This is a genomic window from Candidatus Fermentibacter sp. (genome assembly GCA_030373045.1).
GTDB lineage: Bacteria > Fermentibacterota > Fermentibacteria > Fermentibacterales > Fermentibacteraceae > Fermentibacter.
Genome location: JAUCPW010000065.1, coordinates 38,349 through 61,985, shown reverse-complemented (window position 1 = coordinate 61,985; position 23,637 = coordinate 38,349). Strand labels below are relative to the sequence as shown.

Below are 23,637 nucleotides of genomic sequence, written 5' to 3'. Positions count from 1 at the left end.
TTAGCCGCCGCGTCGACGGCGGAACCCATAATATGCAGCGGCGCCACCCGCAAAGGCATCAGCCGCAAGAAGCATGCCACATGGACCGATGCTTCATCTCATTGCAGAACAGCTTCTTGTGCGGCATCGTCCGTGCGGCGGAGCCGGAACCGGCCTCAGTGGCCAGGCGGACCGGTGTCGGACCCGGATTCCACCACGTCGCGCGCCCTGAGCCCTTCGTGCAGGGCGGCGACGATGCCTGCCGCGATGATCGGGAGGAACTGCGAGGCATGGAACACCAGTGCGAGCGCTCCGGCCTGCGGGGTAGACAGGACCGTCAGGGCCGGCATGACGGCCGTGAGCGCCGCGTGCACCGTGCCGGTGCCTGCCGGTGTGGGGACGAGCATCCCGAAGGCGGCCAGTATCAGCACCAGTACGGGGTAGTACCAGCGGAACGGCAGGGAGAGGGCGAGGAACACCGGAGCGGCCGACAGGGCCAGGGATGCCCACACCAGCACGGCAAGGGCCGCCACCGCCGCCAGCTCCCTCAGGCTGCGGAGGACTGCCAGCCCCTCGGCGAACGACATCAGGATCCTCTCCAGGCCGTCGGCAGCCCTCGCGAAGCCGGCGGCCCGCAGGGGCCTGACCGCAAGGGAGCAGGCCCTGCCCCGCCACACCCACAGTGCGACCACGAAGGCGAGCAGGGCGACGTATCCCGCTCCGGCCAGCATCAGCCCGCTCCTTATGGGGGAATCGAGCGTGTCCCAGAACGCGGCCACGGCTCCCAGGCTCATGGCCGTGAGCGTCAGCCCGTCGAAGACCCTGCTCAGCGCCACGGTGGCGAGCGACGAGGCGCGCGGCACGCCGGTGCGCCTGGACAGCAGGAGCGCCCTGACGAACTCGCCCAGGCGCGCGGGCATGATCGAATTGACCATGAATCCCGCCAGCAGCGGAGGGGCGGCGCACGAGAACCCCACCCTGCGGATGGGAGACAGGAGCACCTGCCACTGCATGATCCTGAAGACGTAGCTGAGCGCGAGGAAGGGCAGCACCAGAAGGAGGGCGGCCCAGTCGGCGCCGGCGAGTACGCCTGACAGGCCATCCAGATCGAGGCTCCGGTATGTCAGCCAGAGAGCCGTGACGGCGATCGCCAGCCCGGCGGCGAGCTGGAGCAGGATCCGCCTGCGGCTCAACTGGGCTTCCCGGCCAGCCCGGCCTCCAGCGCCGCGCACAGGGCGTGCCCGGCCGCCATGAGGACCTCCTGGACATGCCCCGACACCGATGCCGGTGCGATGATCGCAGCGTCCGCAGATGCGGCGAAGTCGGCCCCGCCTTCGCCCGTCATCGCCACTACCCCCGCCCCGGCGGCGCGCGCGGCCTCGACAGCCCTGATGACGCTCGGTGACCTGCCGCTGGTGGAGATGGCTATGAGCAGGTCGCCGGGACGTGCGAGGGCCTCCACCTGCCTGGCGAAGACCTTATCGTATCCGTAGTCGTTGGCGATGGCGGTGATGGAGGCGGTGTCGTCGGAGAGGCAGACCGCCCTGAGCGGCCTCCTCTCGGCGAGGAACCTGCCCACGAGCTCGGCGGTCAGGTGCATCGAATCGGCCGCACTGCCCCCGTTGCCGCAGACAAGGATGGTCCCGCCCCCCTCGAGGCAGGCGGCGCAGATCCTGACGACGGGGTCGAGCTGGGATGTGTCGAACACCCCGAGGGCCCTCCTGGCCTCCTCCATCCAACCCAGGCATTCGAGGTTCATCCCTTCCGCTCCTTCCTCCAGCGTCCGACGGCCTCTTCCCTCGACGGCAGAACATACCGGGTCGCGGTGGCGAGGGCGGAGTAGACCGGGCGCCTCGCGGACAGCCCGAGGTCGCTCCATCTCACCGGCTCCAGGCGGGCCGCCCGGGTGCCGGCGAACTCCTGCGCGATCGAGAACGGCGTCGCGGGGCCGCGGTTCACCGCGTGCACGAGCCCCCGGAACCCGTCCTCGAGCATGGCGAGAACGGCCTCGACCAGATCGGGGGCGTAGGTGACGCACGCGGTCTGATCCACGACCGCCCTGACGCGATCCCCCGACTCCAAGCCGGCGAGGAGCCTGGGGACCAGGCCCCTCCCGCCTGCGAAGAGCCACGAGGTCCGAACTACGATGGCCGATGGGTTTTCGAGCGCCCGCATCTCGCCGGCCAGCTTGCTCTCGGCATAGACGTTCGCGGGGGAAACCGGGCATCCCTCGATGAAGGGGGTGTCGGAGGGACCGCTGAAGACGTGGTCGGTGCTGAACGTAACGAGCCTGGCCGCCGCACGGGCGAGGCCTTCGACCGCGGCGGCATGGATCCGGAATGCCTCCTCGCCGTGGGTTTCGCAGTAGTCGACATCTGTGAGAGCGGCGCAGTTGATGACGGTGCCGGCTCCGCTCGCGGCTACGAGGGCGGCGTTGCCGGCAGGACTGGCGGCCAGGTCGGTCTCAGGGAGGTCGACGCCGGTGGCCAGCGGTCCCAGGCGTTCCATGAACAGGCTCCCGAGTAGCCCGCGCGATCCCGTCACCAGGTATCTCATCTCGCGAACCTCCCGTACTCCTCGGGAAGATCGCGGTTCGACAGGACGGCGGAGGGATTCATGCGAGTGAGCGCCTCCCAGCGTTCTCTGCCGATCCTGCCTGCAACCGGGTCCTCCAGTGCACCCAGGGTCATGCCCCCCGGGCCGTGGCAGTCGCTTGCCAGGAAGCTGCAGAGTCCGTCCTCGAGCAGCCCCAGCGCCGTGTCCCTCGCGGCAGGCCCGCCCATCTCGAAGCTCCTCCCGCTGACCTGGCCCAGGATCCCCAGCCGGGCCAGGACGGCGAGCCGGCCCGGCCTGAGGGAGCACCAGCGATACCTCTCGGGATGTGCCAGCACGATCCTCGGGACGGACCTCGAAAGCGTCCAGAGCCTGAACAGGGCCCCGGCCCAGGACATCCCCGCCGGAAGCTCCGCGAGCACCCATCCCGATCCAGGATATGTGGGCATGCGCGAAGCCCGGCCCCTGCCGGGCGATGCATCGAGCAGGACCTCGGCGCCGAACCCGATCCTGATTCCGGGAGCCTCCTCCCGTGCGAAGGCCGCGAACTCGGAGAACCTCTTCTCCCGCCTTGCGGAGCCGTCTCCGGCCATGGAGACATGCGGGGTGGCGACGAGGGTCAGTCCGCCCTTCGACGCGGAGGCCGCCTCGTGAAGCATCGCGGCCGACTCCTCCCAGGTCGACGCCCCGTCGTCGATGCCCGGAACGATGTGGCAGTGGATGTCTACGAGCCCGGCGCTCATTCCGCCCTGCAGCTCTCGGAGCCCGGGAGGGGCCTCTGGGGGAGGAGGCGGAGCCGCCTCCTCCCTCCCCCCTTCACGGCGCGCAGCCTGACGAGCCCGGCCGGGCGCGAGGGTTCGCCGAACGGCTGTATCTCGAAGGCCTCCATGCCGAACGCCCTGCAGGACACCAGCATCTCCTCGAGCGCCTGAGGCCTGTTCACCGTCCGGTACTCCCCGCCCGCCCGGAGCAGGTGCGACGCCGCCCGGGCGAACAGCGAGCGGGCGACCGGGCCGGCCAGCCTCTCGAGCCGCCTGCGCATCCCCTGCGGCAGCCTGGAACGCCCCTCGTCCCCGTAGGGCGGGTTGGACGTGACGAGGTCGGCGATGCCGCCGGCCACGAGGTAGGGCACTTCGGAAACGTCGCAGCAGACCCTGAGGGCTCCTTCGATCCGGCACGAGGAGAGGGCGGCCCGGTCGAGGTCCACCAGGAGCCAGACAGGTCCTTCCTCAGCGGGGACGAATCCGGCCACTCCGCCCGAACCGGCTCCGAGATCGGCGGCGAACGCAGGCTTCAGGAGCCCGATCCCGTCGGCGAGCGCGGCCGTGTCGGATGTCGGACCGGGAGAGCCCATGTCAGCGGTAGGGTGCCTTGGCCACGCCCCAGGTGCATGCGTCTTCGGGGTACTCCTCGAGGCGGAAGTCCTCCCAGCGGCTGATGTACCAGTAGGAGGACGCGTCCTCGACCATCGTGATCCGGGCCTGGCCGACCGCCGGATTCTCCCATCCGGCGTGCTCGCTCCCCGCGACCACGATCGAGTACTCCCTCCAGATCACGGCGCTGTCCATCGGGGCGGGAGGATCGGAGTAGCCGGGCACAAACGAGAAGTATGCCACCACGAGGCTGTCCTCCGGCAGGGAATCGCCCGAGGTGGAGGCGAGGAGGTTGTACACCGACGTGAACTCGGCGTCGAAGTCCCATGCGTCGAAATCGTAGTTCCAGGGGGATCCGCCGTACTCCACCGCATCGGCGGGATCGGCCGTGAAGACGAACGACGTGTCGAGACAGGCGGAATAGATCGTGATGCTCCTCGACTCGAGGCCGATATCCAGGTTGTACATCACCATCGACGGCGAAGTGGGCGGCTGCGTGGGGTCCTGGACCTCCCCGGGGTCCTCGGGCTCCCTGGGGTCGAACAGCGAGCAGCCGGGCGCCTGCAGGAGAACCGCAAAGGCCAGAAGAAGGGATGTGAGGGGGGAACAGGTAGTTGAAGCCGACCGAGGCGTTCCAGTAGCTGTCTCTGTCTCGGGATGCATACGAGTCGACGCCCCCGGTACCATGCTAGAACAGGTAGTTGAAGCCGACCGAGGCGTTCCAGTAGCTGTCTCTGTCATCGGAATAGAAGGTCCTTTTCAGGTTGAGGGAGAGTATGCCCTCCCCGAGGCTCATCCTGGTCCTCAGGCCGAGGTGGTGCAGGTTGTCCTCCTGGGGCTCGAGGAAGGATGTGTCGAGGAACTTCCTCCTCGAGAACTCGTACGAGTAGCTCGGCGTGATGCCTATGCCCGAACCGAGCCTGAATCCGCCGTTCAGGGTCACGGTGCTGTTGATGCTCTCCTCCGACCTGCTGAACAGCGAGTTCTCGTAGCTGCCCTGGTCCTGCAGCCTCAGGTTGTGGGAGATGCCCAGCATGGTGGAGTCGGACTGGACCCTCTGGATGGAGAGCCGCGATTCGAGCCTCCTGAACAGCAGGTCGTTGCCGGTCGAGCTCTCGGGGAACCTGTAGGTGGTGTAGTCGGCGCTCACGTCGATCGTCTCGCTGATCTCCCAGCCCAGGCCCAGGTCGTACTCGACCCCGGGCGAGAAGCTGTAGGTGGACGAGTTCCTCGAGTTCGCCGAGTAGTCGGACTTGAGGTAGACCGTCTCGAGGTTCTGGCCCTGGACCCTGCCCAGGAGGGTCATCCTCGAAGAGACCGGGACCTCCGCCGATAGCGAGAGGACCTCGCGGAGCTCGTCCTTGTCGCTGTTGTCCTGGAGCGTGTCCCCGAAGCCCGGCCAGGAGCCCTCGGTGTCGAACCTCGCGAGCTGGATGCTCCTCAGGAAGACTATCCTGGAGTCGCCCGGGAGGTATGTGACCGTGGCATTCAGCACCCTGGTGTCCCAGACCTCGTAGATGTCGTACAGCTCGTTGTCCGGGAAGCCCGTCCTCTTCCTGTCGCTCCTGTCGAACGTCCTGCTGAAGACGATGTCCGACGAGAGGGCGTCCATCATCTGCCACCTGACATGGGCGTCGATGCTCCTCGTCCTCTCGAGCCTGTCCCTTGGGTCCTCGCGGCTGGTGGAATCCTCGTACTCCCAGTACCGGTTGGACCAGGACCAGTCCGTGCCGAGCTCGAAATCCACGGCGTCGGCGAACTTCGGGAGGGTCAGCGTCGTGGCATGGCTCCAGTCCTGCTGCCTGATGCTGTACGAGGAGTCCGTGTAGGTGGAGAAGATCCTGGCTGCCGCGAGCTGGACGCTCAGCGAGCCGCCCTCGAAGGCCCCCGGGAAGGTGTATCCGAATCTGGCGGCCAGGTCGTCGCTGCCGGTGTCGAGCTGCTCGCCCATGACCCTTCCCTCGGCCATGGTGAAACTCGTGGAGAGCCTGTCGATGAGCGGCTTCTGGACCGAGACGCTGAAGTTCCTCACGCCGCCCTCGTCGTGGGTGTCCAGCGTGCTGTCGCCGGAGATCTGCTCCGAGTCCTTGAAGTGGAAGCCCAGGCCGATCAGGACCGAAGCCCAGTCCGCCGGCACGTACCTGACCTGTCCCGTGGCAGTGTTGTCGACCTGGTCCTGTATCGTGTCGCCATATCTCTCCTCCAGCGAGATGCTGCGGGAGATCGCGGAGGAGAGCTCGATCCTGTCCTGCGGGTTCCAGCGAAGGGCGGCGTTCCCGGACCTGCCGTCGATGAACCTCTCGAGCTGATAGCTCCTGTCGGCCGTGAACGAGGCGTCGAGGCTCATGCTCACGGTGCTCGAGATAGCCTCGGCGAACGAGAAGGAGTTGAGGAGCTTGCTCGTCTCCTTCACCTGCTCGAGGCCAAGGTTGTAGCCGATGTCGTAGGCCGGCGCGAGCGATGCCAGCGCCAGCAGCAGCAGGAACCCCCTCATCATGCCCCCAGCTCCGCCATCCTCCTGAAGCACTCCGGAGGAAGCTGTTCGGCCCTCAAGCCCGAATCTATGCCGGCCAGTCCGAGGAGGGTAGCAGCCTCCTCCCGCCCCATCGCGGCCGCGAGGTTGTTGAGGATCGTCTTCCTCCTGCGGGAGAACGAGACCGCCACGATCCTCCTGAAGGCGGGGACGAGCGCGGACGGCACGAGCTGGGCCTCCCTGCGCCTGAGTACGAGCACGCGCGACCTGACTGCGGGTTCGGGGAGGAAGTCGCCGGGCTCGGCGTCGAGGAGTGCGGATGCCTCGAAGAAGGGCCACAGGCCCAGGGCGAGCCTGCCGTACTCCTTCGATCCCGGGCCGGCCGTGACCCGGGCGGCCAGCTCGGCCTGGAGCATCACCACGGCCGTGCGGATCGACCCGAAACCGGGTTCGGCCAGCCTGAAGAGGGCCGGCGAGGAGATGCCGTAGGGGAGGTTCGCCGCCAGGGCGTCGAAGGGGGCGCCCGGTAGCGAGTCCGGATCGACTTCGAGGAAATCGGCGGTGACCACACGGAGGGGTTTCCCCGCGAAGATGCGCTCCAGACGGGCGGCCATGAGCCTGGAGACCTCGACCGCGGTGACCGGCCGCTCCGGTGAGACCAGGAATTCCGAAAGCGACCCCAGCCCCGGCCCGATCTCGAGGACGCTGCCCGCCGGACAGGCCCCGGCTATCCTGACGGCTATCGACTCGTTCACCAGGAAGTTCTGACCGAGGGCGCGGTTCGGCACCATCCCGAGTTCGTCCAGGGCCCTGCGGACCTCGACTGCGTTCACGCCTCTCCCCTCGTGACGAGAGGGAGGCCGAGGCGTTCCGCGACAGCGCGCACCCTCTCCATCTCCACCCCCTCGCAGGCCACCGCGGTGAGTCTGACCCGGGGGCCTGCGGACACGGCCAGCCGCACGAAGGCGAGAACGCTCTCCCAGGCGCCGGGCACGGACGGCCTGCAGATGGCGCGGTATGATGCGTCGTCCCAGGCGTTGAGGCTGACGCTCACCGAGTCGAAGAGCCTGACGACCCCCAGGACCTCGTCCTGCCCGGACGAGGAGAGTGCGAGCCCGTTTGTGTTCAGTCTGAGCCGCCAGCCTAGCGACCGTGCCAGGCCGGCCGCGCGGCGCAGGAGCTCGAGCCGCGACGTGGGCTCACCGTAGCCGCAGAACACCATCTCGCTGAAGCCGCGCCGGGGGAGCCGCGAGATGCCCGACAGGACCCTCTCCTCCGAAGGCTCGACGCCCCCGTGCGCCAGGAGGTATCCCCCGAGGCCGTCCTCCGTGTTCCTGATGCAGAAGCGGCAGGAGTTGCCGCAGATCCCGGTGAGGTTCACGTAGGCCCTCCCGTCCAGCCGGTAGATCACCGAAGGCCGGGCCGAGGCTCCCTGCCGGAACGCCCTCTCGCTGTTGGCGGCCAGGATGGAGCAGGCTTCGCCGAAGGGCATCCCCCAGGCGGCGGCCACCGCGCGGGCGGTGTGGATCACGAAGGCGGGCTCGCAGGTCCGGCCCCTCACGGGTTCCGGCGACATGAACGGGCTGTCTGTCTCCACCAGTACGGAGCTCCGCGGCAGGGCCGCCAGGGTCCGCCGGAGCGATTCGTTGCGCCTGAACGTCACCGCGCCGGAGAATCCGATGAACCATCCCCTCGATGCAGCTTCGAGCGCGGGTCCGTCCGGGCCCGTATAGCAGTGGAGAACGGCGCCGGGCGGGTCCAGGGCCCCGAGGGCCTCCACGATCTCAGGTTCGGCACCCCTGCTGTGGCAGACCAGCGGCAGGTCCAGGTCGGACGCCAGGCCTGCATGCGATGCGAGGAGTTCGCGCTGCAGTTCGAGAGGCGGGGCTCCCGGCCTCAGTTCGAGCCCCGTCTCGCCTATCGCGCAGACTCCCGGCTCGAAGGCGAGCCGCTCGATCTCCTCGAAGGACCCGGGGTTCTCAGCCTCGGCGGGATGGATGCCCACCGCCGCCAGGAGGCCGTGCTGCCGCGCGATGGAGACCGCCTGCGAGCTGGTGTCCCTGTCGATGCCCGGGACGACGATCCATCCCGTCCCGGCCGCCCTGGCGGCTTCGAGGACATCCTCCAGCCGTTCCGCGAGTCCCTGGAAGAACAGGTGGCAGTGGGTGTCGGGGGGGAGGGCGTCCGTCAGACGTCCCTCCGGATGACGTCATCCCTGTGGGGGCCGGTGGAGACGAGACGCACGGGCGCGCCGCAGAAGCGCTCCACGAATTCGACGTATCGCCTGGCGGGAGGCGGCAGGGCGCCCCACGAGCGCTCTCCGGAGATGTCCTCGGGGAACCCCGGCAGGGTCTCGTACACGGGCCTGCACGCGGAGAGCCCCCTGCCGAACACGGGCCGGCCGCCCGGCAGGCCTTCGTAGGAGGTGCACACCCGTATCTCGGGAAAGCCGCCCAGCACGTCCAGCAGGGTGAGTGCGATCTCCGAGCAGCCGTTGAGGGCGACCGAGTAGCGCATCAGCACGGCGTCGAGCCAGCCGCAGCGCCGGGGGCGGCCCGTGGTGGCGCCGTACTCCCTTCCCTTCCTCCGGAGCTCCTCGCCGGTGGGGTCGTCCAGCTCGGTTGGGAAGGGGCCTGCCCCCACGCGGGTCGAGTAGGCCTTCATCACCCCCGTGACCAGGGCGGCACCGGGGCCCAGTCCGAGGCTCTGGAAGGCGGAGGCGGCGGTGCACGAACCGGAGGTGACGAACGGATAGGTGCCGTGGTCGGGATCGAGCAGGGTGCCCTGGGCGCCCTCGGCGATCACGCAGACTCCGTCTGCGAGCATGCCCCTGATGGCGCTCCCGACGTCGGAAGCGAGCCCTGAGAGCTCGAAGGCGGCATCCACGAACTCGGCTGCCTGATGCGCCAGTCCGGGCCCGCTTCCCGGCATGCCGGCGGCCTCTTCGAGGAGGGCGTCCGACATCGACTCGAGAGCGCTCCTGTCGGCTGCGTCCTCGAGCCTGATCCCGGTCCTGCCGAATTTCCTCACATATGCCGGGCCGATCCCGCGCCCGGTGGTGCCTATGGCCCGTGAGCCCCTGCGGAGTTCCTCCTCCACCTCGACGAGTCTGTAGACGGGATGGACGAGATGCGCGGAGCCCGAGACGCGGAGCCTGTCCCTGACCGCATGGCCTGCGTCCGAGAGGGCTTCCATCTCGGCGAGCATCGCAACCGGGTCCAGCACGCAGCCCGCACCTATGAATCCGGCGATGCCGGGCCTCAGCATCCCCGAAGGGACCTGGTGGAGGACCACGGAGCCACCGTCCGTCTTCACCGTATGGCCTGCGTTGGCCCCGCCCGAGAACCTCGCAACGGCACCGGAGCCGGGGGCCAGGTGGTCCACGACCTTTCCCTTGCCCTCGTCACCCCAGCCCAGGCCTACGACAATCCTCAGCGGCATGTCATCCGACCCTCTGGGGCCTGGCCCTCTTCCTCACCTTGAGGGGCTCGCCGCCGTCCCTGACGCACTCTTCCGTCACCACGAGCTTCTTCACCGTATCGCGCTCGGACGGCAGGTTGTACATCGATTCCAGGAGGATGCGCTCCATGATCGCCCTGAGACCCCTCGCCCCGCTCTCGGTCTTCCTCGCGAGGCGGGCCACCTCGTGGAGGGCGGCATCCCTGAACTCCAGCTCGACCCCCTCGATCCGGAAGAAGTAGGAGTACTGCTTCACCAGGGCGTTGCGCGGCTCGGTGAGGACCCTCACCAGGGCATCCTCGTCCAGGTCCTCCAGCGCGACCGTCACCGGCAGACGGCCCACCAGCTCGGGGATTATCCCGAACCTGACCAGGTCGTGGGGCTCGACCTGATCCAGAGCCGTCCCGGAGCGGGCCGAGGCCGCACCCGTCCTGCGGGCGTCCTCTGCGCCGAAACCTATGCTCTTGCGCGACAGTCTCTTCTCGACGATGTCCGAGAGCCCGTGGAACGAACCCCCGCAGATGAAGAGGATGTTGGTGGTGTCTATCGCGATGTTCTCCTGATAGGGGTGCTTGCGCCCGCCCTGGGGCGGGACGCTGGCCACGGTGCCCTCGAGTATCTTGAGGAGGGCCTGCTGCACCCCTTCGCCCGACACGTCCCTGGTGATCGAGGCGTTCTCGGACTTGCGCGAGATCTTGTCGATCTCGTCGATGTAGATGATGCCCTGCTGGGCTCTCCTGACATCCATCCCCGTCACGTGGAGGAGCCTGAGCAGGATGTTCTCGACATCCTCGCCCACGTAGCCGGCCTCGGTGAGGGTGGTTGCGTCGGCTATCGCGAACGGGACGTCGAGTATGCGGGCAAGGGTCCTGGCCAGCAGGGTCTTGCCCACCCCGGTCGGACCGAGGAGCAGGATGTTGCTCTTCTCGATCTCGACGCCGGCGCCGGGGTCCTCGGTCGCCCTGAGCCGCTTGTAGTGGTTGTAGACCGCGACGGAGAGGACCCTCTTGGCCTTCTCCTGCCCGATGACCCACTCGTCGAGCCTGCGCTTGATCTCGTCGGGAGGGGGCACGGGCTTCTCGGCGACCGGGGGGGTCTCCGCGGGCACCGCCTGGTCGTTCTCTTCCAGCAGTTCCGAGCAGTAGCGTATGCACTCGTCGCATATGCTCACCCCCGGGCCCTGGATGATCCTGTTGACCTGTCCGGCGGTCCTGTTGCAGAACGAACACTTGCCGGGCCTGGCCATCACTGCCTCTTGGAGTTGAGGATGTTGTCGACGAGACCGTACCCTACCGCCTCGCCCGCATCCATCCAGAAGTTCCTGTCGGTGTCGATCTCGATCTTCTCGAGCGGCTGTCCGGTGTGGTCGGCCAGGATGCGGTTCAGCTCGTGGCGCGTCTTGATGATCTCGCGCGCCTCGATCTCGATGTCGCTGGCCTGCCCCTGCACGCCGCCCATCGGCTGGTGGAGCATCACCCTGGCGTGCGGGAGGATGTTCCGCTTGCCCGCTGCGCCGGCCGAGAGCAGCACGGCGGCCATGCTGGCCGCGGATCCGAGGCAGAAAGTGGCCACGTCGGGCTTGATGAAGTTCATCGTGTCGTAGATGGCGAGGCCGGAGGAGACGATGCCCCCGGGGCTGTTGATGTACATGTTGATGTCGCGCTCGGGGTCCTCGCCGGCGAGGAAGAGGAGCTGAGCCACCACCACGCTCGCGCTGGCGTTGGTGATGACGTCGCCCACGAACACGATCCGCTCCTTCAGGAGCCTGGAATAGATGTCGTAGGACCTCTCGGTATTGCCTACCCGCTCGACTACAAACGGGATGATCGACATGTCTCGTCTCCCTTCAGTCCGCAGGGACGGGTGGCTCGCATTCCCTCCAGGACCAGCCCTGGCCCTGCCCGCCTTCCTCCGTCGGCTGCGGCGCGGGAGCCGCATCGCGGATGCCGGCCTTCGAGAGAATGTACTCCATGGTCCGGCGGTTCCTTATCCTGTCGACGGACGACGCCCGGGACCCGGTGCCGGCGGTCTCCTTCGCGATCTCCTCCTCGGTGGGGCCGATCGACTCCCTGATGCCGATGGCGCGAAGCACGAGGAACTCGCGGACCTTCCTCGCGGCTATCTCCCTCAGGGCCTTGTCGGTCTCCTCGTCGCGGCCGCCCTCGAGGTTCTTCGCCAGATCCTCGGTGAGGTTCTCCACCATGTACGCAGGGGGCTCGAACGTCATCCCGGAGAGAATCCTCTCCAGAGCCTGCGACTCCAGCATCTCCTGCCTGTCGATCCTCCAGCGGGCCTCCGCCCTTTCGCGGATCGAAGCCCTGAACTCCTCGAGGGTCTGGAACCCGCCGGCCTTCTTCGCCAGTTCGTCGTCCAGCTCCGGCAGCACGGGCTCCCGCACTTCGGCGATCTCGAACCTCGTGGGCTTGCCGTTCTCCGCTCCCTCGACCGCCGCATCGAACTCGATCCGGGCAGTGAAGGAGTCGCCCGGGGAACGTCCGGTCAGCAGCGCGTCGAGCCCGGCGCCGAGATCGGCCCTTCCGATGCGGAGTGCCATCTTCTCGGGCTCCCTGGCGTCGCCCGGGCGGCTCGCGTCCACCAGGACGAGGTCGAGGTCCTGCGAGGGCCTGTCCACCTTCCGGTAGTCGACCAGCTTCCAGCGCAGGGCCTCCAGAGTCCTTTCCACGGCTTCGCCGGAATCGAACACCGGCAGTTCCAGCTCCAGGCGGTCATAGCCTTCGGGGGCATCGAGCTCGAAGAGCGTGAAGGTCTGCTCGAAGACATAGTCCTCGTGCTCGACGGGCAGAGCATCGCTCCCTGCCGCGTCGCGCCCGGAGAGGACCCAGTCCTGCTCGTCCAGCAGGGAGGCTACGAGGGCCTCCCTGAGGTCGTCGGCCACCTCGGCCCTGACCAGGTTGCCGAACCTGCCGTCTATCATGCTCCTCGGGATGTGGCCGGGCCTGAATCCGGGGATCTTGAGCTCCCTGTTTATCTTCGTCCTGACCTTCGCGAAGAGGGAGTCGACCATGCCGCTCTCGGCCGTGAAACGCACGACGGCTGAGCCGCCGGTCCTGCTGATGATTTCGTGACCCATTGCTCCCGTTTCTGTTGGCTGGTGCGAGAGGGGGGACTCGAACCCCCACAGGTTGCCCTACCAGATCCTAAATCTGGCGCGTCTGCCAGTTCCGCCACTCTCGCGTCGGGGGGGCGGACAAGCCACAATTATCCGAAACCGGGGGGCTCCGGTAAAGCGCGGGACAGGCGTCTCACTTCTGGAGGGCGGCTTCGGCCAGCCTGGCCTCCTCGGAATCCGGGTAGTCCGCGAGGATCGTCTCCAGGAGCCTGTCCCTGTCGGATTCCGCCCCGTGCGCCCCGTAGATTGCGGCGGCCCTCGAGAGCGCAGCCGGCGCCCTCTCGGAATCGGGGAACATGATGGACAGGGCCACGAGCTCCTCTATCGCCCTGTGGGCCAGGGAGAGGCCCTCGTGGCACAGGGCGGCGTAGTACAGGGCATCGTCGGCCAGCGCCCCGCCGGGGCTTGCCGCGAGGATAGACTGGAACCCCTCGGCCGCGGTCGCATAGCTCCTCTGCTGGTACTGGAGATAGGCCTCGTCGAAGGCCAGCTGCTCGGATCGCGAAGTGGAGTCGCCGGGAGCGGCGTACGAGCCGCCGGAACCCATCCGGCCCAGGAGGGATTCCATCTCGGCGGTGAGCTCGGCCATCTGCTCGACCAGCTCCGTGGCCCTGCTGCCAGACTGGGCCTGCAGACCCCTCAGGAGCGACTCATGCGTGCCCATCACCGTACGCATCGAGTCGAGCGTGGTTTCGACCCGCTCCTGACCCGCCTCCATCCTCTCCACCCTGCCGGGCATGTCGACGAACTGACCGCCCCAGCAGCCGCACAGGACGGCGAGAGCCGCGACGGCTGACAGTCTTGCCGGCGTCATTCCGGAAGCGCCCGGAAGTGCGCCCTGCGGTTCTGGGCCCACGAGGCCTCGTCGGAGCCGGTGACGAAGGGCCTCTCCTTGCCGTAGCTCACGTACTGGAGACGCGAGGAGTCGACGCCGTAGTTGACCAGGAAGTCCCTGACCATGATGGCGCGGCGCTCGCCCAGGGCGAGGTTGTAGTCGATCGTGCCGCGCTCGTCGCAGTGACCCTCGATGAGGACCTTGAAGCCGGGATTGGACATGAGATAGGCGGCGTCCTGCATCAGGGCCTCGGTGGCGGCCTGCGTGAGCTCGTTCGAGTCGTACTCGAAGAAGACGTCCCTCATGTTGGCCTGGTGGGTGTCGAGCCAGCTCAGGTCGGTCACCAGCGTATCGGTGTCCCAGACGCCGTAGTCGAGGGTGTCGGGCGTGAAGACGATGGTCGAGTCGGACCCGTCGTCGGTGTCCCTGCGGCAGCCGGACGTCCCCGGCACCAGGACGGCCGCGATGAGCAGCACAGGGAGCAGGACGGACACCTTCCTCCAGAACATGCGATCCCCCTTCAGTCGGCGGCCTGGGACGCCCGCGCGGGCGACCAGGTCGGACAGTAGCATTCCCCGGAATCCGTGAGCCGCTTCACGGCAAGGCTGTTGAGTTCAACGACGTAGACGGCCCTGCGGCCGTCCATGTTGCTCGAGAAGGCCAGATGGCGCCCGGTGGGCCCCCATGCGGGATCTTCGTTGAGGGAGCCCTCGAAGGTCACCTGCCTGACTTCGCTCCCGTCCGCGCGGCAGACGAAGATGTGTATGGCGCCGCCAGCCCTCGCGGCATAGGCTATCTGGTCTCCGCGGGGGGACCAGGCGGGGCTGTCGCAGTAGCCGTGGGCGTAGTTGAGCCTCGCGGCGCCCGACCCGGTGATGTCCATGACGTAGATCTGGGGAGAGCCGGCCCTGTCGCTCGTGAAAGCCACCTGCTGCCCTGTCGGTGACACGGCGGGCGATGTCTCGATCGAGCTTCGCGCGGTGAGCCTGGAAACGGAGCCGCTGCCCGTGGAGTACAGGAATATTTCGGCGTTCCCCTCCGCGCTCGCTGAGATCGCGATGGAAGCTCCATCCGGCGTCCAGCACGGGGTGGTGTTCAGGCCCTGCCGGGAGAGCAGCCGCCTCGCCCTCGCCTCCGCGACATCGTATGCGTACAGGTCTCCGTTGTCGGACCGGAACGATGTGAAGGCTATGGTCGATCCGTCGGGGCTCCACGCAGGGGTCGTGATGACCGACGTATCCCGGAGCAGCGCCGAGTAGCCGCGCGGGTCGAATCCTCTGCAGGCCAGGGAGTACCCGTCGGACGTGCGCAGCACGAATGCGATCCGGCAGCTCGCGATGCCGTTCTCGCCGGTCAGTGCGAAGACCGCGTCGTCGGCGAGGGCGTGGACCATCGTGTAGAGATCGTTCGAGGAGGCGGTGTACTCGCGGGTCAGGAGGACTTCACCGCCGGCCGTGACGTCTGCGGTAATCCTGAGACGCGATCCGCTCTCCTCTATCCTGGCCGAGATCCCGGCGTCCGCATCGTGCGAGGTGATGAGGAGCCCCGAGAAGTCGATGTCCGCCTCGAGCTGCTCGAGGGCCGGGCGGGTATAGTCGCGGTCGCCCTCGATGGTGACGCTCACCGGCAGGCAGTCCGAGCCGATGGGGGTCATCGGCAGGAAGTCGCCTGCGAATGCGGCGGCTGAGAGGGCGAGGAGCGCGGCCGGTCGAACCATGGGCTGGATTCCTCTCTTCTTCATTGCTCTCCGGAAAGCCCCAGGAACTCGATCCTGAGGACGGCGGGAGAGGTCCTGCCCGGCGGGAAGGGCGGCATCTGCGCCATCGCCAGCGCATGCTCGACAGCCCTGTCGAACACGTCCACGCCGCTCGTCCTGAGCGTCTCCACCTCCATGGAGCCGCCGGGGCCGACGGTTATCTCGATCCTGTAGCTCTGCTCGGGTACGGCGGAGGTCCGGAAGTTCCTCCTGATCGCGGCGAAAACCCTTCCCTCGTAGGTGGCTGGACCCGGAGCGCCCCCGCCGGATTCCCCTGCCGCATCCACCGCGATATAGCCGCTGGCGGCCCCGGAGGTTTCCACCTGGTGCGCCTGGCTGCCGGGATCCTGGACCTGGTCTTCGGGAGGGTTGGCGACATGGACGGGATTCTCATCCTCCGGGACGTCCTCGGTGACGTCCTCGACGGGGACGGTATCCTCCGGATCGACGGTTTCGACCTCGTCCTCCTGGAGTTCCGGGGGAACGTCCCCGGAGGCCGGTTCGACGTCTTCCGAGGGCGGTTCATCGACCTGCTCCGCTGCCGGGCCGGGCTCCCCGACGGTGACGACGCTCACCATCACTGCGTCGCCTCCTCCGAGAGGATCGGAGTGTCCGGAGAACCCCTGCACGATGAGCAGGATCAGGATCACCCCGGCATGCCCGAGGGACGAGACGAGAAGCGCCCGTGCGTTCACCGCCCGCCCTCCGCGACGGCTTCCTGGACGAGGCCCACGGTCTCGTAACCGCCCCTCCTGAGTTCGGAGAGGGTGGCCGCCACCGCTTCGTACCTGACGGCACGGTCCGCCCTGACGAAGGCCTCCGTCCGGCCGGAGGCGAGGGCCGCCTCGGCCAGGGGTGCGAGTTCGGCCATGGACAGGGGCTCGCCCGAGACTGAGAGGTTGCCGAGCGAATCGAGCTCGACCACGAGCGAGGTTCCGGGGTCGAGGCGCTGGATTATCCTTCCCTGGTCGCTCGAAGGGGGCCTTATGTCCACGCTCCGGTGCATGACGGGTCCGGCGAGCATGAAGACGACCAGAAGGGTCATCGTCACGTCGACCAGGTTGGTGATGTTGATCGACGAGAACTGGCTGTAGCGGGTCCTGATCACAGGGAGCCCCGTCTGCAGACATCGACGAGTTCCGAGAGGAACCTGTCCATGTCGCCGGCCAGCGAGTTGATCCTGCCCACCACGAAGTTGTGGAAGATGTTGGCGGGTATGGCCGCCAGAAGGCCCGCGACAGTGGTGGTGAGAGCGTTCGCCACGCCAGAGCCGATGACGCTGAGATCGGCGGTGCCCGTCTCCTTCATGCCGATGAAGCTCGTCAGGATGCCCCAGACCGTCCCGAGGAGACCTAGAAGCGGCGAGATCGACGTCACCGTGGCCAGGAAGCCGATGTTCCTCTCGCGTTCGGAGAGATCCTCGCCGGCCTCGCGCTCCAGCGCGGAACGGAGCAGGCCTGCTTCATCGGCATCGAGCGATCCCGTCCGGCCCGAGTCGGAACGCCTCTGGAGGAACCGCCCCGCCTCGGCGTACATCCTCGCAAGGGGTCCGATCTCCCTGCTGCGGCTCCAGAAGTCGTTCCCGGGGGGCTTTCCTGTCGTCCTCAGGGCGTCCATGAAGAGCCTCGACGACCCCAGCACCTTCCTGAACTCCCTCAGCTTGGCTATGGCCACCGCCCAGGAGCCTATCGAGAGGATCAGGATGACGATGAGGATGACGCTCGTTACGAAATCCGACTGGCCGAGGACTTCGAAGACCTCACGCATCTGATCTCCCCCCGGCCTGTACGGCAATAGCCTCGATCTCGACCAGGGCGCCGAGCGGGAGGGCCTTCACGGCGAAGGCCGCCCTGGCCGGGTATGGCTCCTCGAAGAATCCTGCATACACGGTGTTGACCGCGGGGAAGTCGGCCATGTCGGCCAGCAGGACGGTCGTCTTGGCTACGTCGGACAGGGAGAGCCCCCCGGCTGCCAGGACGGCCCGGATGTTCTCGAGGGCGCGGGAGGCCTGGGCCTCCACCCCCTCCACCAGCCGGCCCGTCGCGGGGTCGATCCCGAGCTGGCCGGAGACGAACGCGATGCCGCCGGCTGCGGCAGCCTGGCTGTACGGGCCGACCGGCATGGGAGCCGTGTCGGTACGGATGCCCCGGGGTCTCAAATCTGGCCCTCCCTCGTGTGTGATTCCCGTCAGGACGATTATACATACTCGCGGCCGGAGTTGTTCCGTCAGCGGTCACGGCCGCGGAGACGGCGGGGGATCCTCATGGGAAAGCCCGCATTACCGGCGTCCTCAGGGTCTGTTCTTCGGGGCGGGCGGCTGTTCCCGACCGGCTTCGTGTGTTATGTTTGCTGTCGAAGACCACAACACGGAAGGCGGTGCCTGATGAAGAAGGACGATACCTTCGTCTGCGGGCAGTGCGGCATGGAGATCACGGTCTCCAAGTCCTGCGACTGCGGCGACAACTGCGCGACGTTCACCTGCTGCGGCCAGGCGATGCAGAAGAAGGAGCCCAAGAAGGGCTGCTGCTGCTGCGGCTGAGAAACTGATCCCCGGACGGGGCGGGGGCCCGGTCTCCCGCCCCTTCCCGCCCCCCCCAGAACGCTTTTGACTCCTTTAACTTTCTCCGACACTCCCTGCAATCGATCCTCCCAGACAGCTACTCATGCCTGCAACATCCGATTCCATGGAAGCGCAAATTCCTCACATCATACTCTCATTCATGTGTTTACCAAAGATCTTGCGACATATTCCAGCATTGATAGAAGCAAAGTATTACGGGATGCATACATATCTGTGAACCGTATCACAAGCTATAAGGTTGCTGCGCAATGGTATGCTGCTGCATTTCAACAATGTGAAACCAGGAATCGACCCGCCGCCCTCAGCGCTTCCTGGCGAGGACCCTCACGGCGAGGATCAGGATCACCGCGAACAGGACCAGGCGGGGTATCAGCACGAGCGAGGCCACCCAGGAGACTATCGAGACCGCAATGGCTCCCAGGATGATGACGAGGCTCTCGAGGCAGCACATACGCCTAGAGCAGGCCCGCCAGCCGGACCAGTTCCGGGTCGATCCCCTTCCGGAAGGTCCAGGAGTCGGCCAGGGGATGGCGGACTATCCTGCGGGCGATCTCGCCCACCATGCACGGTGCCGCACCCTCGCAGAGCGCATCGACGGCCGCCCAGCCGAGCTTGGAGGCCAGGACCCTGTCCGACGTGGTCGGAGAGCCGCCCCTCTGGACGTGTCCGAGGACGGTGACCTGGCATTCGATGCCGTGGTCCGCCTTCAGCCTGGACGCAACGGCGCGCGCACCGCCGTCCTCGTCGCCTTCCGCGCATACGAGGATGCTCGATCTGCGCCCCTCGTCCCTGCGCCTGCGTATCATCGCCGCCAGCGCGTCGACGTCTGTGCGCGTCTCGGGGAGGAGTATCGCCTCGGCGCCCGAACCCACGCCCGCCTCGATGGCGATGAAGCCCGCGCTGCGGCCCATCACCTCCACGATGAACACCCTGTCGTGGGAGGCGGCCGTGTCCTTGATGCGGTCTATGGCGTCCAGGGCCGTGTTGACCGCGGTGTCGTAACCTATCGTGTAGTCGGTTCCCCAGACATCGTTGTCGATGGTGCCGGGGACTCCCGCCACGGCCACGCCCTGCTCGCGGGCCAGGGCGTCCGCGCCCCGGAAGCTGCCGTCGCCACCGATGACCACGAGCCCGGTTATGCCGTGCTTCCGGATGTTGGCGGAGGCCTGCGCCCGCCCGTCGAAGGTGAGGAAGGCCTCGCTGCGGGCCGAGTGCAGGATGGACCCGCCCCTCTGGATGATGTTGCTGACATCGCCCCAGCACATGTCGGAGATCGAGTCCTCGATCAGCCCCTGGTACCCGCGGAGCACGCCGGATACGCGGAGGCCGCGGTGAAGAGCGCTCCTCACCACGGCCCTGATGCAGGCATTCATGCCCGGGGCGTCGCCTCCGCTGGCCAGGACTGCTATGCGGTCCATGGCCGGGGCCACCTCAGGCCTTTGGCTCCCTGGATTCCTTCAGGGGGCTCTTCTGCTCCTTGCGATCCTTCTTCCTGTCCTTCTTCTCCTTGTCCTCGGGCTTGAAGGCCACGGGGGAGTCGACGAACTCGAGGATGAAGGCCTCTGCAGCGTCGCCCATGCGGGGGCCCAGCTTGAGCAGCCTTGTGTATCCGCCGGGCCTCTGGGCGTAGCGCGGCCCGAGGTCGTTGAAGACCTTCCGGACTGCTTCGGCGCCGTACACGTGGCGTGCCACGGTTCGCCTGGCATGGACGGTGTCGGTCCTGCCGCGGGTCACGATCTTCTCGACCATGCTGCGCGCGGCCCTGGCCTTGGCTTCGCTGGTGACCACCCTCTCATGGATGATGATCGAGGTGACGAGGTTCCTGAGGAGCCTGGTCCTCTCTTCGGGCTTGCGGCCCAGCTTCGGTGTCGTCTTCCTGTGTCGCATAGGTCTCCTAGTCGCGGCTCTCCGAAAGCCCCATGCCGTATTCGGCCAGCAGGCCCTCGAGGATCTTCAGTGAGGATGGGCCGAGGTTCTTGACGGCGAGGAGCTCCGCCTTGGTCCTCGAAGCGATCTGGCCCAGCGTCGAGATGCCGCCGGCCTCCAGCGTTGCAGCGAGCCTCGGGGGCATCGCGGTCTCGGACAGGGGCAGGTTCGCGAAATCCTCCGCCTCTTCGTCGGAGTCGCCTTCGGCGCCCTGGGCTCCGGCCTGCCTGCCGCCCAGTATCATCTCGAAGTGCCTGAGCAGGATGTCGCAGGCCGCATCCATGGCTTCGCGCGGACCGATGCTTCCGTCCGTCTGGATCTCCATGGCGAGCCTGTCGTAGTCGGTCCTGTCGCCGACCCTGGCGCTGTCCACCTCGAAGTTGACCTTGCGCACGGGGCCGAACCACGAATCGAGCAGGATGTCGCCGATCTCTTTGCCGCGGCCCAGATCGTGCCAGTCCTCGGCGGTTACGTAACCCTTGCCGCGCTCGACGGTCAGCTCGACGTGGAGCTTCGATCCGGGGCCGACCTCCGCGATGGGCAGGTCGCCGTTGAGGATGTGGAGGAACGAGTCCCCCTTGAAGTCCGACGCCTTCGTCTGGGCGGGGCCCTTCGCGTCGAGGACCAGCTTGCCGGGCCCGGTGCCGTCATGGCGGATGTCGAGGGACTTGATGTTCAGCACGATGTCCGGCACGTCCTGGTAGACGCCCGGGAGCGGTGTGAACTCGTGGTTGGCCCCCGCGATCCTCGCTACGACAGGCGCTGCGCCTTCCAGCGAGGACAGCAGCACGCGCCTGAGGGCGGTGCCGAGGGTACGTCCGAACCCGCGCTCGAGAGGGGTGACGACCAGCCTGCCGTACGTGCCGGTCAGGCTCTCCTCGTCCCACTCTATGCGGTCCGGTAGATGAAGGCTCCTGTACTCCATGCGCTCCCCCCGACAGGAAGAAAGCCAACTCCGGGATCGCCGCGCCACGGGCGCGGCGGCGGTGTCAGGACAATAACTACATCCGGCGCCGTTTTGTCTGACGGCAGCCGTTGTGGGGAATCATCGTGATGTCCTTGATGCCCGTTACCTCCAGCCCGGAGGACTGGAGGGCGCGCACCGCGGATTCGCGGCCCGAACCCGGCCCGCGGACCCATATCTCGACCCTGCGGAGCCCCGACTCGACCGCCCGCTCGGCGGCCTGTACGGCTGCCTGGGAGGCTGCGAACGCGGTGCCCTTGCGGGTACCCTTGACTCCGGTCGTCCCGCCGCTCGACCAGGTGATCACGTTGCCGCGCAGGTCGGTGATGGTGATCATCGTGTTGTTGAAGGACGACTTCACATGTGCTATGCCGTTGACGTCCGTGACCTTCGTGATCTTCCGGGCGGTCGTGCGGCTCCTGGCCTGAGACTGAGACTTGGGCAACGCGTGCTCCTCCCTCTACCGCTTCTTCATATGGCCGATGCGCGGCCCTTTTCTCGTGCGGGCGTTGGTGTGTGTCCTCTGGCCCCGGACCGGCAGGCCCCTGCGGTGCCTGAGACCCCTGTAGCAGCTGATGTCCATCAGCCGCTTGCGGTTCATCGCGATCTCGGCCCTGAGGGCGCCCTCGACCTTGTACTCTGCGTCAATGAGCTTCCTGAGGACGGCGATCTCGTCCTCGGTGAGCTCGTCGGTCTTCTTCTCGGGAGGGATGTCCGTCCGGGAGAGGATCTCCCTGGCCGAGGCCAGCCCCAAGCCGTAGATGTACGGCAGGGCGTACAGAATCATCTTGTTCCTGGGAAGATCGACACCCGAAATCCTTGCCACCGTTGACCTCCGAAGACCGGCTTATGCAGCTAGCCCTGACGCTGCTTGTGCTTGGGATTGCGCGGGCAGATCACGAGGACCTTCCCCTCACGGCGTACGATGCGGCAGTAGTCGCATATCCGCTTCACAGAACTCCTGACCTTCATCGTCCCATCCTCACTTGTATCGATAGGTGATCCGGCCCCGTGCCAGATCGTACGGGCACAGCTCGACCGTCACCCTGTCCCCGACCAGGATCCTGATGTAGTTCATCCGCATCTTGCCGGAGACGTGGCACAGCACAATGTGCCCCTCCGGCTTGTCGAGACTGACCCTGCACATGTTGTTCGGGAGGGTCTCCTCGACGGTGCCGTCGACTACTACACCCTGGTCCTTGGCCACTTGCAAACCTCTTTCAGCGAACCCGCGTAGAATGCGAAGTATCGCAAATGCTAATCAGGCAGTCAACACCAGCGGTTCACCACCGGTGACCACCACGGTATGCTCGGCGTGGGCCGACAGGCTGCCGTCCTCGGTGACTATCGTCCAGCCGTCGTCCAGGATCCTCACGTGCCACCCGCCCCTGTTGACCATCGGCTCGATCGCTATGGCCATGCCGGGCTTCAGGGGCATGCCTGTCCCGGGGCGTCCGTAGTTGGGGACCTGAGGATCCTCGTGGAGCCTCCTGCCGATGCCGTGCCCCACCAGATCCCTGACGACGCTGAAACCGGCATGCTCGACATGCCGCTGGACGGCGGCCCCTATGTCGCCGACCCTGTTCCCGGGACGGGCCGCGTCTATCCCCAGGCCGAGGGCCTCGTAGGTGACGCCGACCAGCCTCGCCGCCTCGGGATCGGCAGTCTCCCCGACAAGGAAGCTGTCCGCGGCGTCGCCGTGGTAGCCGCTCTTGACGACTCCGACATCGAGGCTCACCAGATCTCCATCTGCGAGCTTGGTCGGACCGGGAATGCCGTGCACGACGACGGAGTTCACCGAGATGCACACCGACGCCGGGTAGCCCCTGTACCCGAGGAAGGAGGGGCTTCCGCCCTCCGACCGGATCAGTTCGTTGGCCATCCCGTCGAGTTCGGCCGTGGAGACGCCAGGGACCGAGGCGCGCCTGAGCTCGACGAGGACCATTCGAACGATCCTGCCGCTCTCCTGCATGTGCCTGATCTGTGTGGCGGACATCACGCCCATGGCATGACCGCCTGCTCGAGCCTCGACCAGACCTCTTCGACTCCCGCGTCGCCGTCGATCCTGGCGAGCCTCGGGCCGTAGTACGAGAGAAGGGGTCCGGTGACCCTGTGGTATTCCTGGAAGCGCCTCCTGATGACTTCGGGCTCGTCGTCCGCACGGCGCTCGAGGGTCCTGCCGCAGGAAGGGCAGGCTCCTCCCGGAGCGCGCACCGGCCCGCACGACGGGCAGGTGTACCTGTCGCCCAGGCGCCTGAGCACCTCGCCCTCGCTGACGTCGAGGAACACCGCCCCGTCGATCGGGACCGAGTCCGCCAGGAAGGCGTCGAGGCTCCGGGCCTGGGCGATGTTCCGGGGGTATCCGTCGAGTACGAACCCGCCCGGCCCGTCGATCCTCGAGAAGACCACCCTGTCGACGGTTTCGTCCGCCACCAGCAGGCCGGCCTTCACGATTCCCTCTATCTCCCTGCCCAGGGGCGTGCCCCTCCCGATCTCCTCGCGGAAGATCGCTCCCGTGGAGAGATGGGCCAGGCCGAACCGGGCGGCGGCCCTGGCGGCCTGCGTGCCCTTTCCGGCTCCGGGGGGCCCGAGGAGGGAGATCCTCATG

31 protein-coding genes and 1 tRNA gene are annotated in these 23,637 nt (G+C 67.1%); 1 reads left to right on the top strand and 31 read right to left on the bottom strand.

What is annotated here, in order from left to right; translation table 11 throughout:
• Positions 1–155 precede the first annotated feature (155 nt).
• From QUS11_11180 to QUS11_11080, 21 genes are all read right to left on the bottom strand, one after another.
• Positions 156–1,172 carry a lysylphosphatidylglycerol synthase transmembrane domain-containing protein gene (locus QUS11_11180; GenBank protein MDM7993858.1) on the bottom strand — a complete coding sequence of 339 codons (1,017 nt, stop codon included), beginning with the start codon at positions 1,170–1,172 and terminating at the stop codon, positions 156–158.
• A complete protein-coding gene (locus QUS11_11175) occupies positions 1,169–1,738 on the bottom strand; it encodes an SIS domain-containing protein (GenBank protein ID MDM7993857.1) in 570 nt (189 codons plus the stop codon). Before QUS11_11175 ends, QUS11_11180 begins: the two co-directional genes overlap by 4 nt.
• On the bottom strand, positions 1,735–2,535 hold the full coding sequence (locus QUS11_11170; GenBank protein ID MDM7993856.1) for an NAD(P)-dependent oxidoreductase: 801 nt from the start codon (positions 2,533–2,535) through the stop codon (positions 1,735–1,737). The genes QUS11_11175 and QUS11_11170 overlap by 4 nt, the downstream gene beginning before the upstream one ends.
• Positions 2,532–3,275: a hypothetical protein gene (locus tag QUS11_11165; GenBank protein ID MDM7993855.1), complete on the bottom strand. Its 744-nt coding sequence runs from the start codon at positions 3,273–3,275 to the stop codon at positions 2,532–2,534. Before QUS11_11165 ends, QUS11_11170 begins: the two co-directional genes overlap by 4 nt.
• Complete coding sequence (locus tag QUS11_11160; GenBank protein ID MDM7993854.1) at positions 3,272–3,886, bottom strand: hypothetical protein; 615 nt, start codon at positions 3,884–3,886, stop codon at positions 3,272–3,274. The genes QUS11_11165 and QUS11_11160 overlap by 4 nt, the downstream gene beginning before the upstream one ends.
• Before the next feature lies 1 nt (position 3,887).
• A complete protein-coding gene (locus tag QUS11_11155; GenBank protein ID MDM7993853.1) occupies positions 3,888–4,568 on the bottom strand; it encodes a hypothetical protein in 681 nt (226 codons plus the stop codon).
• Between the two features lie 25 nt (positions 4,569–4,593).
• Entirely contained in the window at positions 4,594–6,402 is a 1,809-nt protein-coding gene (locus QUS11_11150) for a hypothetical protein (protein MDM7993852.1), read from the bottom strand.
• Positions 6,399–7,211: a 16S rRNA (adenine(1518)-N(6)/adenine(1519)-N(6))-dimethyltransferase RsmA gene (gene rsmA, locus QUS11_11145; GenBank protein MDM7993851.1), complete on the bottom strand. Its 813-nt coding sequence runs from the start codon at positions 7,209–7,211 to the stop codon at positions 6,399–6,401. The genes QUS11_11150 and rsmA overlap by 4 nt, the downstream gene beginning before the upstream one ends.
• On the bottom strand, positions 7,208–8,506 hold the full coding sequence (locus QUS11_11140) for a TatD family hydrolase (GenBank protein MDM7993850.1): 1,299 nt from the start codon (positions 8,504–8,506) through the stop codon (positions 7,208–7,210). The genes rsmA and QUS11_11140 overlap by 4 nt, the downstream gene beginning before the upstream one ends.
• 59 nt (positions 8,507–8,565) lie before the next feature.
• Positions 8,566–9,819: an adenylosuccinate synthase gene (locus QUS11_11135; protein MDM7993849.1), complete on the bottom strand. Its 1,254-nt coding sequence runs from the start codon at positions 9,817–9,819 to the stop codon at positions 8,566–8,568.
• A 1-nt stretch (position 9,820) separates the two neighbouring features.
• Positions 9,821–11,083: an ATP-dependent Clp protease ATP-binding subunit ClpX gene (gene clpX / locus QUS11_11130; GenBank protein ID MDM7993848.1), complete on the bottom strand. Its 1,263-nt coding sequence runs from the start codon at positions 11,081–11,083 to the stop codon at positions 9,821–9,823.
• The gene (locus QUS11_11125) at positions 11,083–11,670 is read right to left on the bottom strand and encodes an ATP-dependent Clp protease proteolytic subunit (protein MDM7993847.1); all 588 of its coding nucleotides are present in this window, start codon (positions 11,668–11,670) and stop codon (positions 11,083–11,085) included. Before QUS11_11125 ends, clpX begins: the two co-directional genes overlap by 1 nt.
• A gap of 13 nt (positions 11,671–11,683) precedes the next feature.
• Entirely contained in the window at positions 11,684–12,928 is a 1,245-nt protein-coding gene (locus QUS11_11120) for a trigger factor (GenBank protein ID MDM7993846.1), read from the bottom strand.
• 19 nt (positions 12,929–12,947) lie between these two features.
• Positions 12,948–13,032: transfer RNA gene (locus QUS11_11115), tRNA-Leu, on the bottom strand.
• A 68-nt stretch (positions 13,033–13,100) separates the two neighbouring features.
• Complete coding sequence (locus QUS11_11110; protein MDM7993845.1) at positions 13,101–13,781, bottom strand: hypothetical protein; 681 nt, start codon at positions 13,779–13,781, stop codon at positions 13,101–13,103.
• Positions 13,778–14,311, bottom strand: coding sequence for a peptidoglycan-associated lipoprotein Pal (pal, locus tag QUS11_11105; GenBank protein ID MDM7993844.1), 534 nt, complete (start codon positions 14,309–14,311; stop codon positions 13,778–13,780). The genes QUS11_11110 and pal overlap by 4 nt, the downstream gene beginning before the upstream one ends.
• Before the next feature lie 11 nt (positions 14,312–14,322).
• A complete protein-coding gene (locus tag QUS11_11100; GenBank protein ID MDM7993843.1) occupies positions 14,323–15,543 on the bottom strand; it encodes a hypothetical protein in 1,221 nt (406 codons plus the stop codon).
• Positions 15,540–16,253, bottom strand: a complete 714-nt coding sequence (locus QUS11_11095; protein ID MDM7993842.1) for a TonB C-terminal domain-containing protein — start codon at positions 16,251–16,253, stop codon at positions 15,540–15,542. Before QUS11_11095 ends, QUS11_11100 begins: the two co-directional genes overlap by 4 nt.
• A complete protein-coding gene (locus QUS11_11090; protein ID MDM7993841.1) occupies positions 16,250–16,666 on the bottom strand; it encodes a biopolymer transporter ExbD in 417 nt (138 codons plus the stop codon). Before QUS11_11090 ends, QUS11_11095 begins: the two co-directional genes overlap by 4 nt.
• Positions 16,663–17,325 carry a MotA/TolQ/ExbB proton channel family protein gene (locus QUS11_11085; protein MDM7993840.1) on the bottom strand — a complete coding sequence of 221 codons (663 nt, stop codon included), beginning with the start codon at positions 17,323–17,325 and terminating at the stop codon, positions 16,663–16,665. Before QUS11_11085 ends, QUS11_11090 begins: the two co-directional genes overlap by 4 nt.
• Entirely contained in the window at positions 17,318–17,716 is a 399-nt protein-coding gene (locus QUS11_11080; protein MDM7993839.1) for a Rid family detoxifying hydrolase, read from the bottom strand. The genes QUS11_11085 and QUS11_11080 overlap by 8 nt, the downstream gene beginning before the upstream one ends.
• A 225-nt stretch (positions 17,717–17,941) precedes the next feature.
• Here QUS11_11080 and QUS11_11075 point away from each other — a divergent pair, with 225 nt between their 5' ends.
• Positions 17,942–18,097 carry a hypothetical protein gene (locus QUS11_11075; protein MDM7993838.1) on the top strand — a complete coding sequence of 52 codons (156 nt, stop codon included), beginning with the start codon at positions 17,942–17,944 and terminating at the stop codon, positions 18,095–18,097.
• Between the two features lie 343 nt (positions 18,098–18,440).
• Here QUS11_11075 and QUS11_11070 read toward each other — a convergent pair whose 3' ends face one another.
• The 10 genes from QUS11_11070 to QUS11_11025 form a co-directional block, all read right to left on the bottom strand.
• On the bottom strand, positions 18,441–18,590 hold the full coding sequence (locus QUS11_11070) for a hypothetical protein (protein MDM7993837.1): 150 nt from the start codon (positions 18,588–18,590) through the stop codon (positions 18,441–18,443).
• 4 nt (positions 18,591–18,594) lie between these two features.
• The gene (pfkA, locus tag QUS11_11065; protein MDM7993836.1) at positions 18,595–19,557 is read right to left on the bottom strand and encodes a 6-phosphofructokinase; all 963 of its coding nucleotides are present in this window, start codon (positions 19,555–19,557) and stop codon (positions 18,595–18,597) included.
• Positions 19,558–19,570: 13 nt separating this feature from the next.
• The gene (gene rplQ / locus QUS11_11060; protein ID MDM7993835.1) at positions 19,571–20,026 is read right to left on the bottom strand and encodes a 50S ribosomal protein L17; all 456 of its coding nucleotides are present in this window, start codon (positions 20,024–20,026) and stop codon (positions 19,571–19,573) included.
• 7 nt (positions 20,027–20,033) lie between these two features.
• Positions 20,034–20,990: a DNA-directed RNA polymerase subunit alpha gene (locus QUS11_11055; protein ID MDM7993834.1), complete on the bottom strand. Its 957-nt coding sequence runs from the start codon at positions 20,988–20,990 to the stop codon at positions 20,034–20,036.
• Positions 20,991–21,066: 76 nt separating this feature from the next.
• A complete protein-coding gene (gene rpsK, locus QUS11_11050; GenBank protein MDM7993833.1) occupies positions 21,067–21,426 on the bottom strand; it encodes a 30S ribosomal protein S11 in 360 nt (119 codons plus the stop codon).
• A 63-nt stretch (positions 21,427–21,489) separates the two neighbouring features.
• Complete coding sequence (rpsM, locus tag QUS11_11045; protein MDM7993832.1) at positions 21,490–21,855, bottom strand: 30S ribosomal protein S13; 366 nt, start codon at positions 21,853–21,855, stop codon at positions 21,490–21,492.
• A gap of 29 nt (positions 21,856–21,884) precedes the next feature.
• On the bottom strand, positions 21,885–22,001 hold the full coding sequence (gene rpmJ / locus QUS11_11040) for a 50S ribosomal protein L36 (protein MDM7993831.1): 117 nt from the start codon (positions 21,999–22,001) through the stop codon (positions 21,885–21,887).
• Positions 22,002–22,011: 10 nt separating this feature from the next.
• Positions 22,012–22,236 carry a translation initiation factor IF-1 gene (infA, locus tag QUS11_11035; GenBank protein MDM7993830.1) on the bottom strand — a complete coding sequence of 75 codons (225 nt, stop codon included), beginning with the start codon at positions 22,234–22,236 and terminating at the stop codon, positions 22,012–22,014.
• A gap of 54 nt (positions 22,237–22,290) precedes the next feature.
• Positions 22,291–23,034 carry a type I methionyl aminopeptidase gene (gene map, locus QUS11_11030; protein ID MDM7993829.1) on the bottom strand — a complete coding sequence of 248 codons (744 nt, stop codon included), beginning with the start codon at positions 23,032–23,034 and terminating at the stop codon, positions 22,291–22,293.
• On the bottom strand, positions 23,025–23,636 hold the full coding sequence (locus QUS11_11025) for a nucleoside monophosphate kinase (protein ID MDM7993828.1): 612 nt from the start codon (positions 23,634–23,636) through the stop codon (positions 23,025–23,027). Before QUS11_11025 ends, map begins: the two co-directional genes overlap by 10 nt.
• Position 23,637 lies beyond the last annotated feature (1 nt).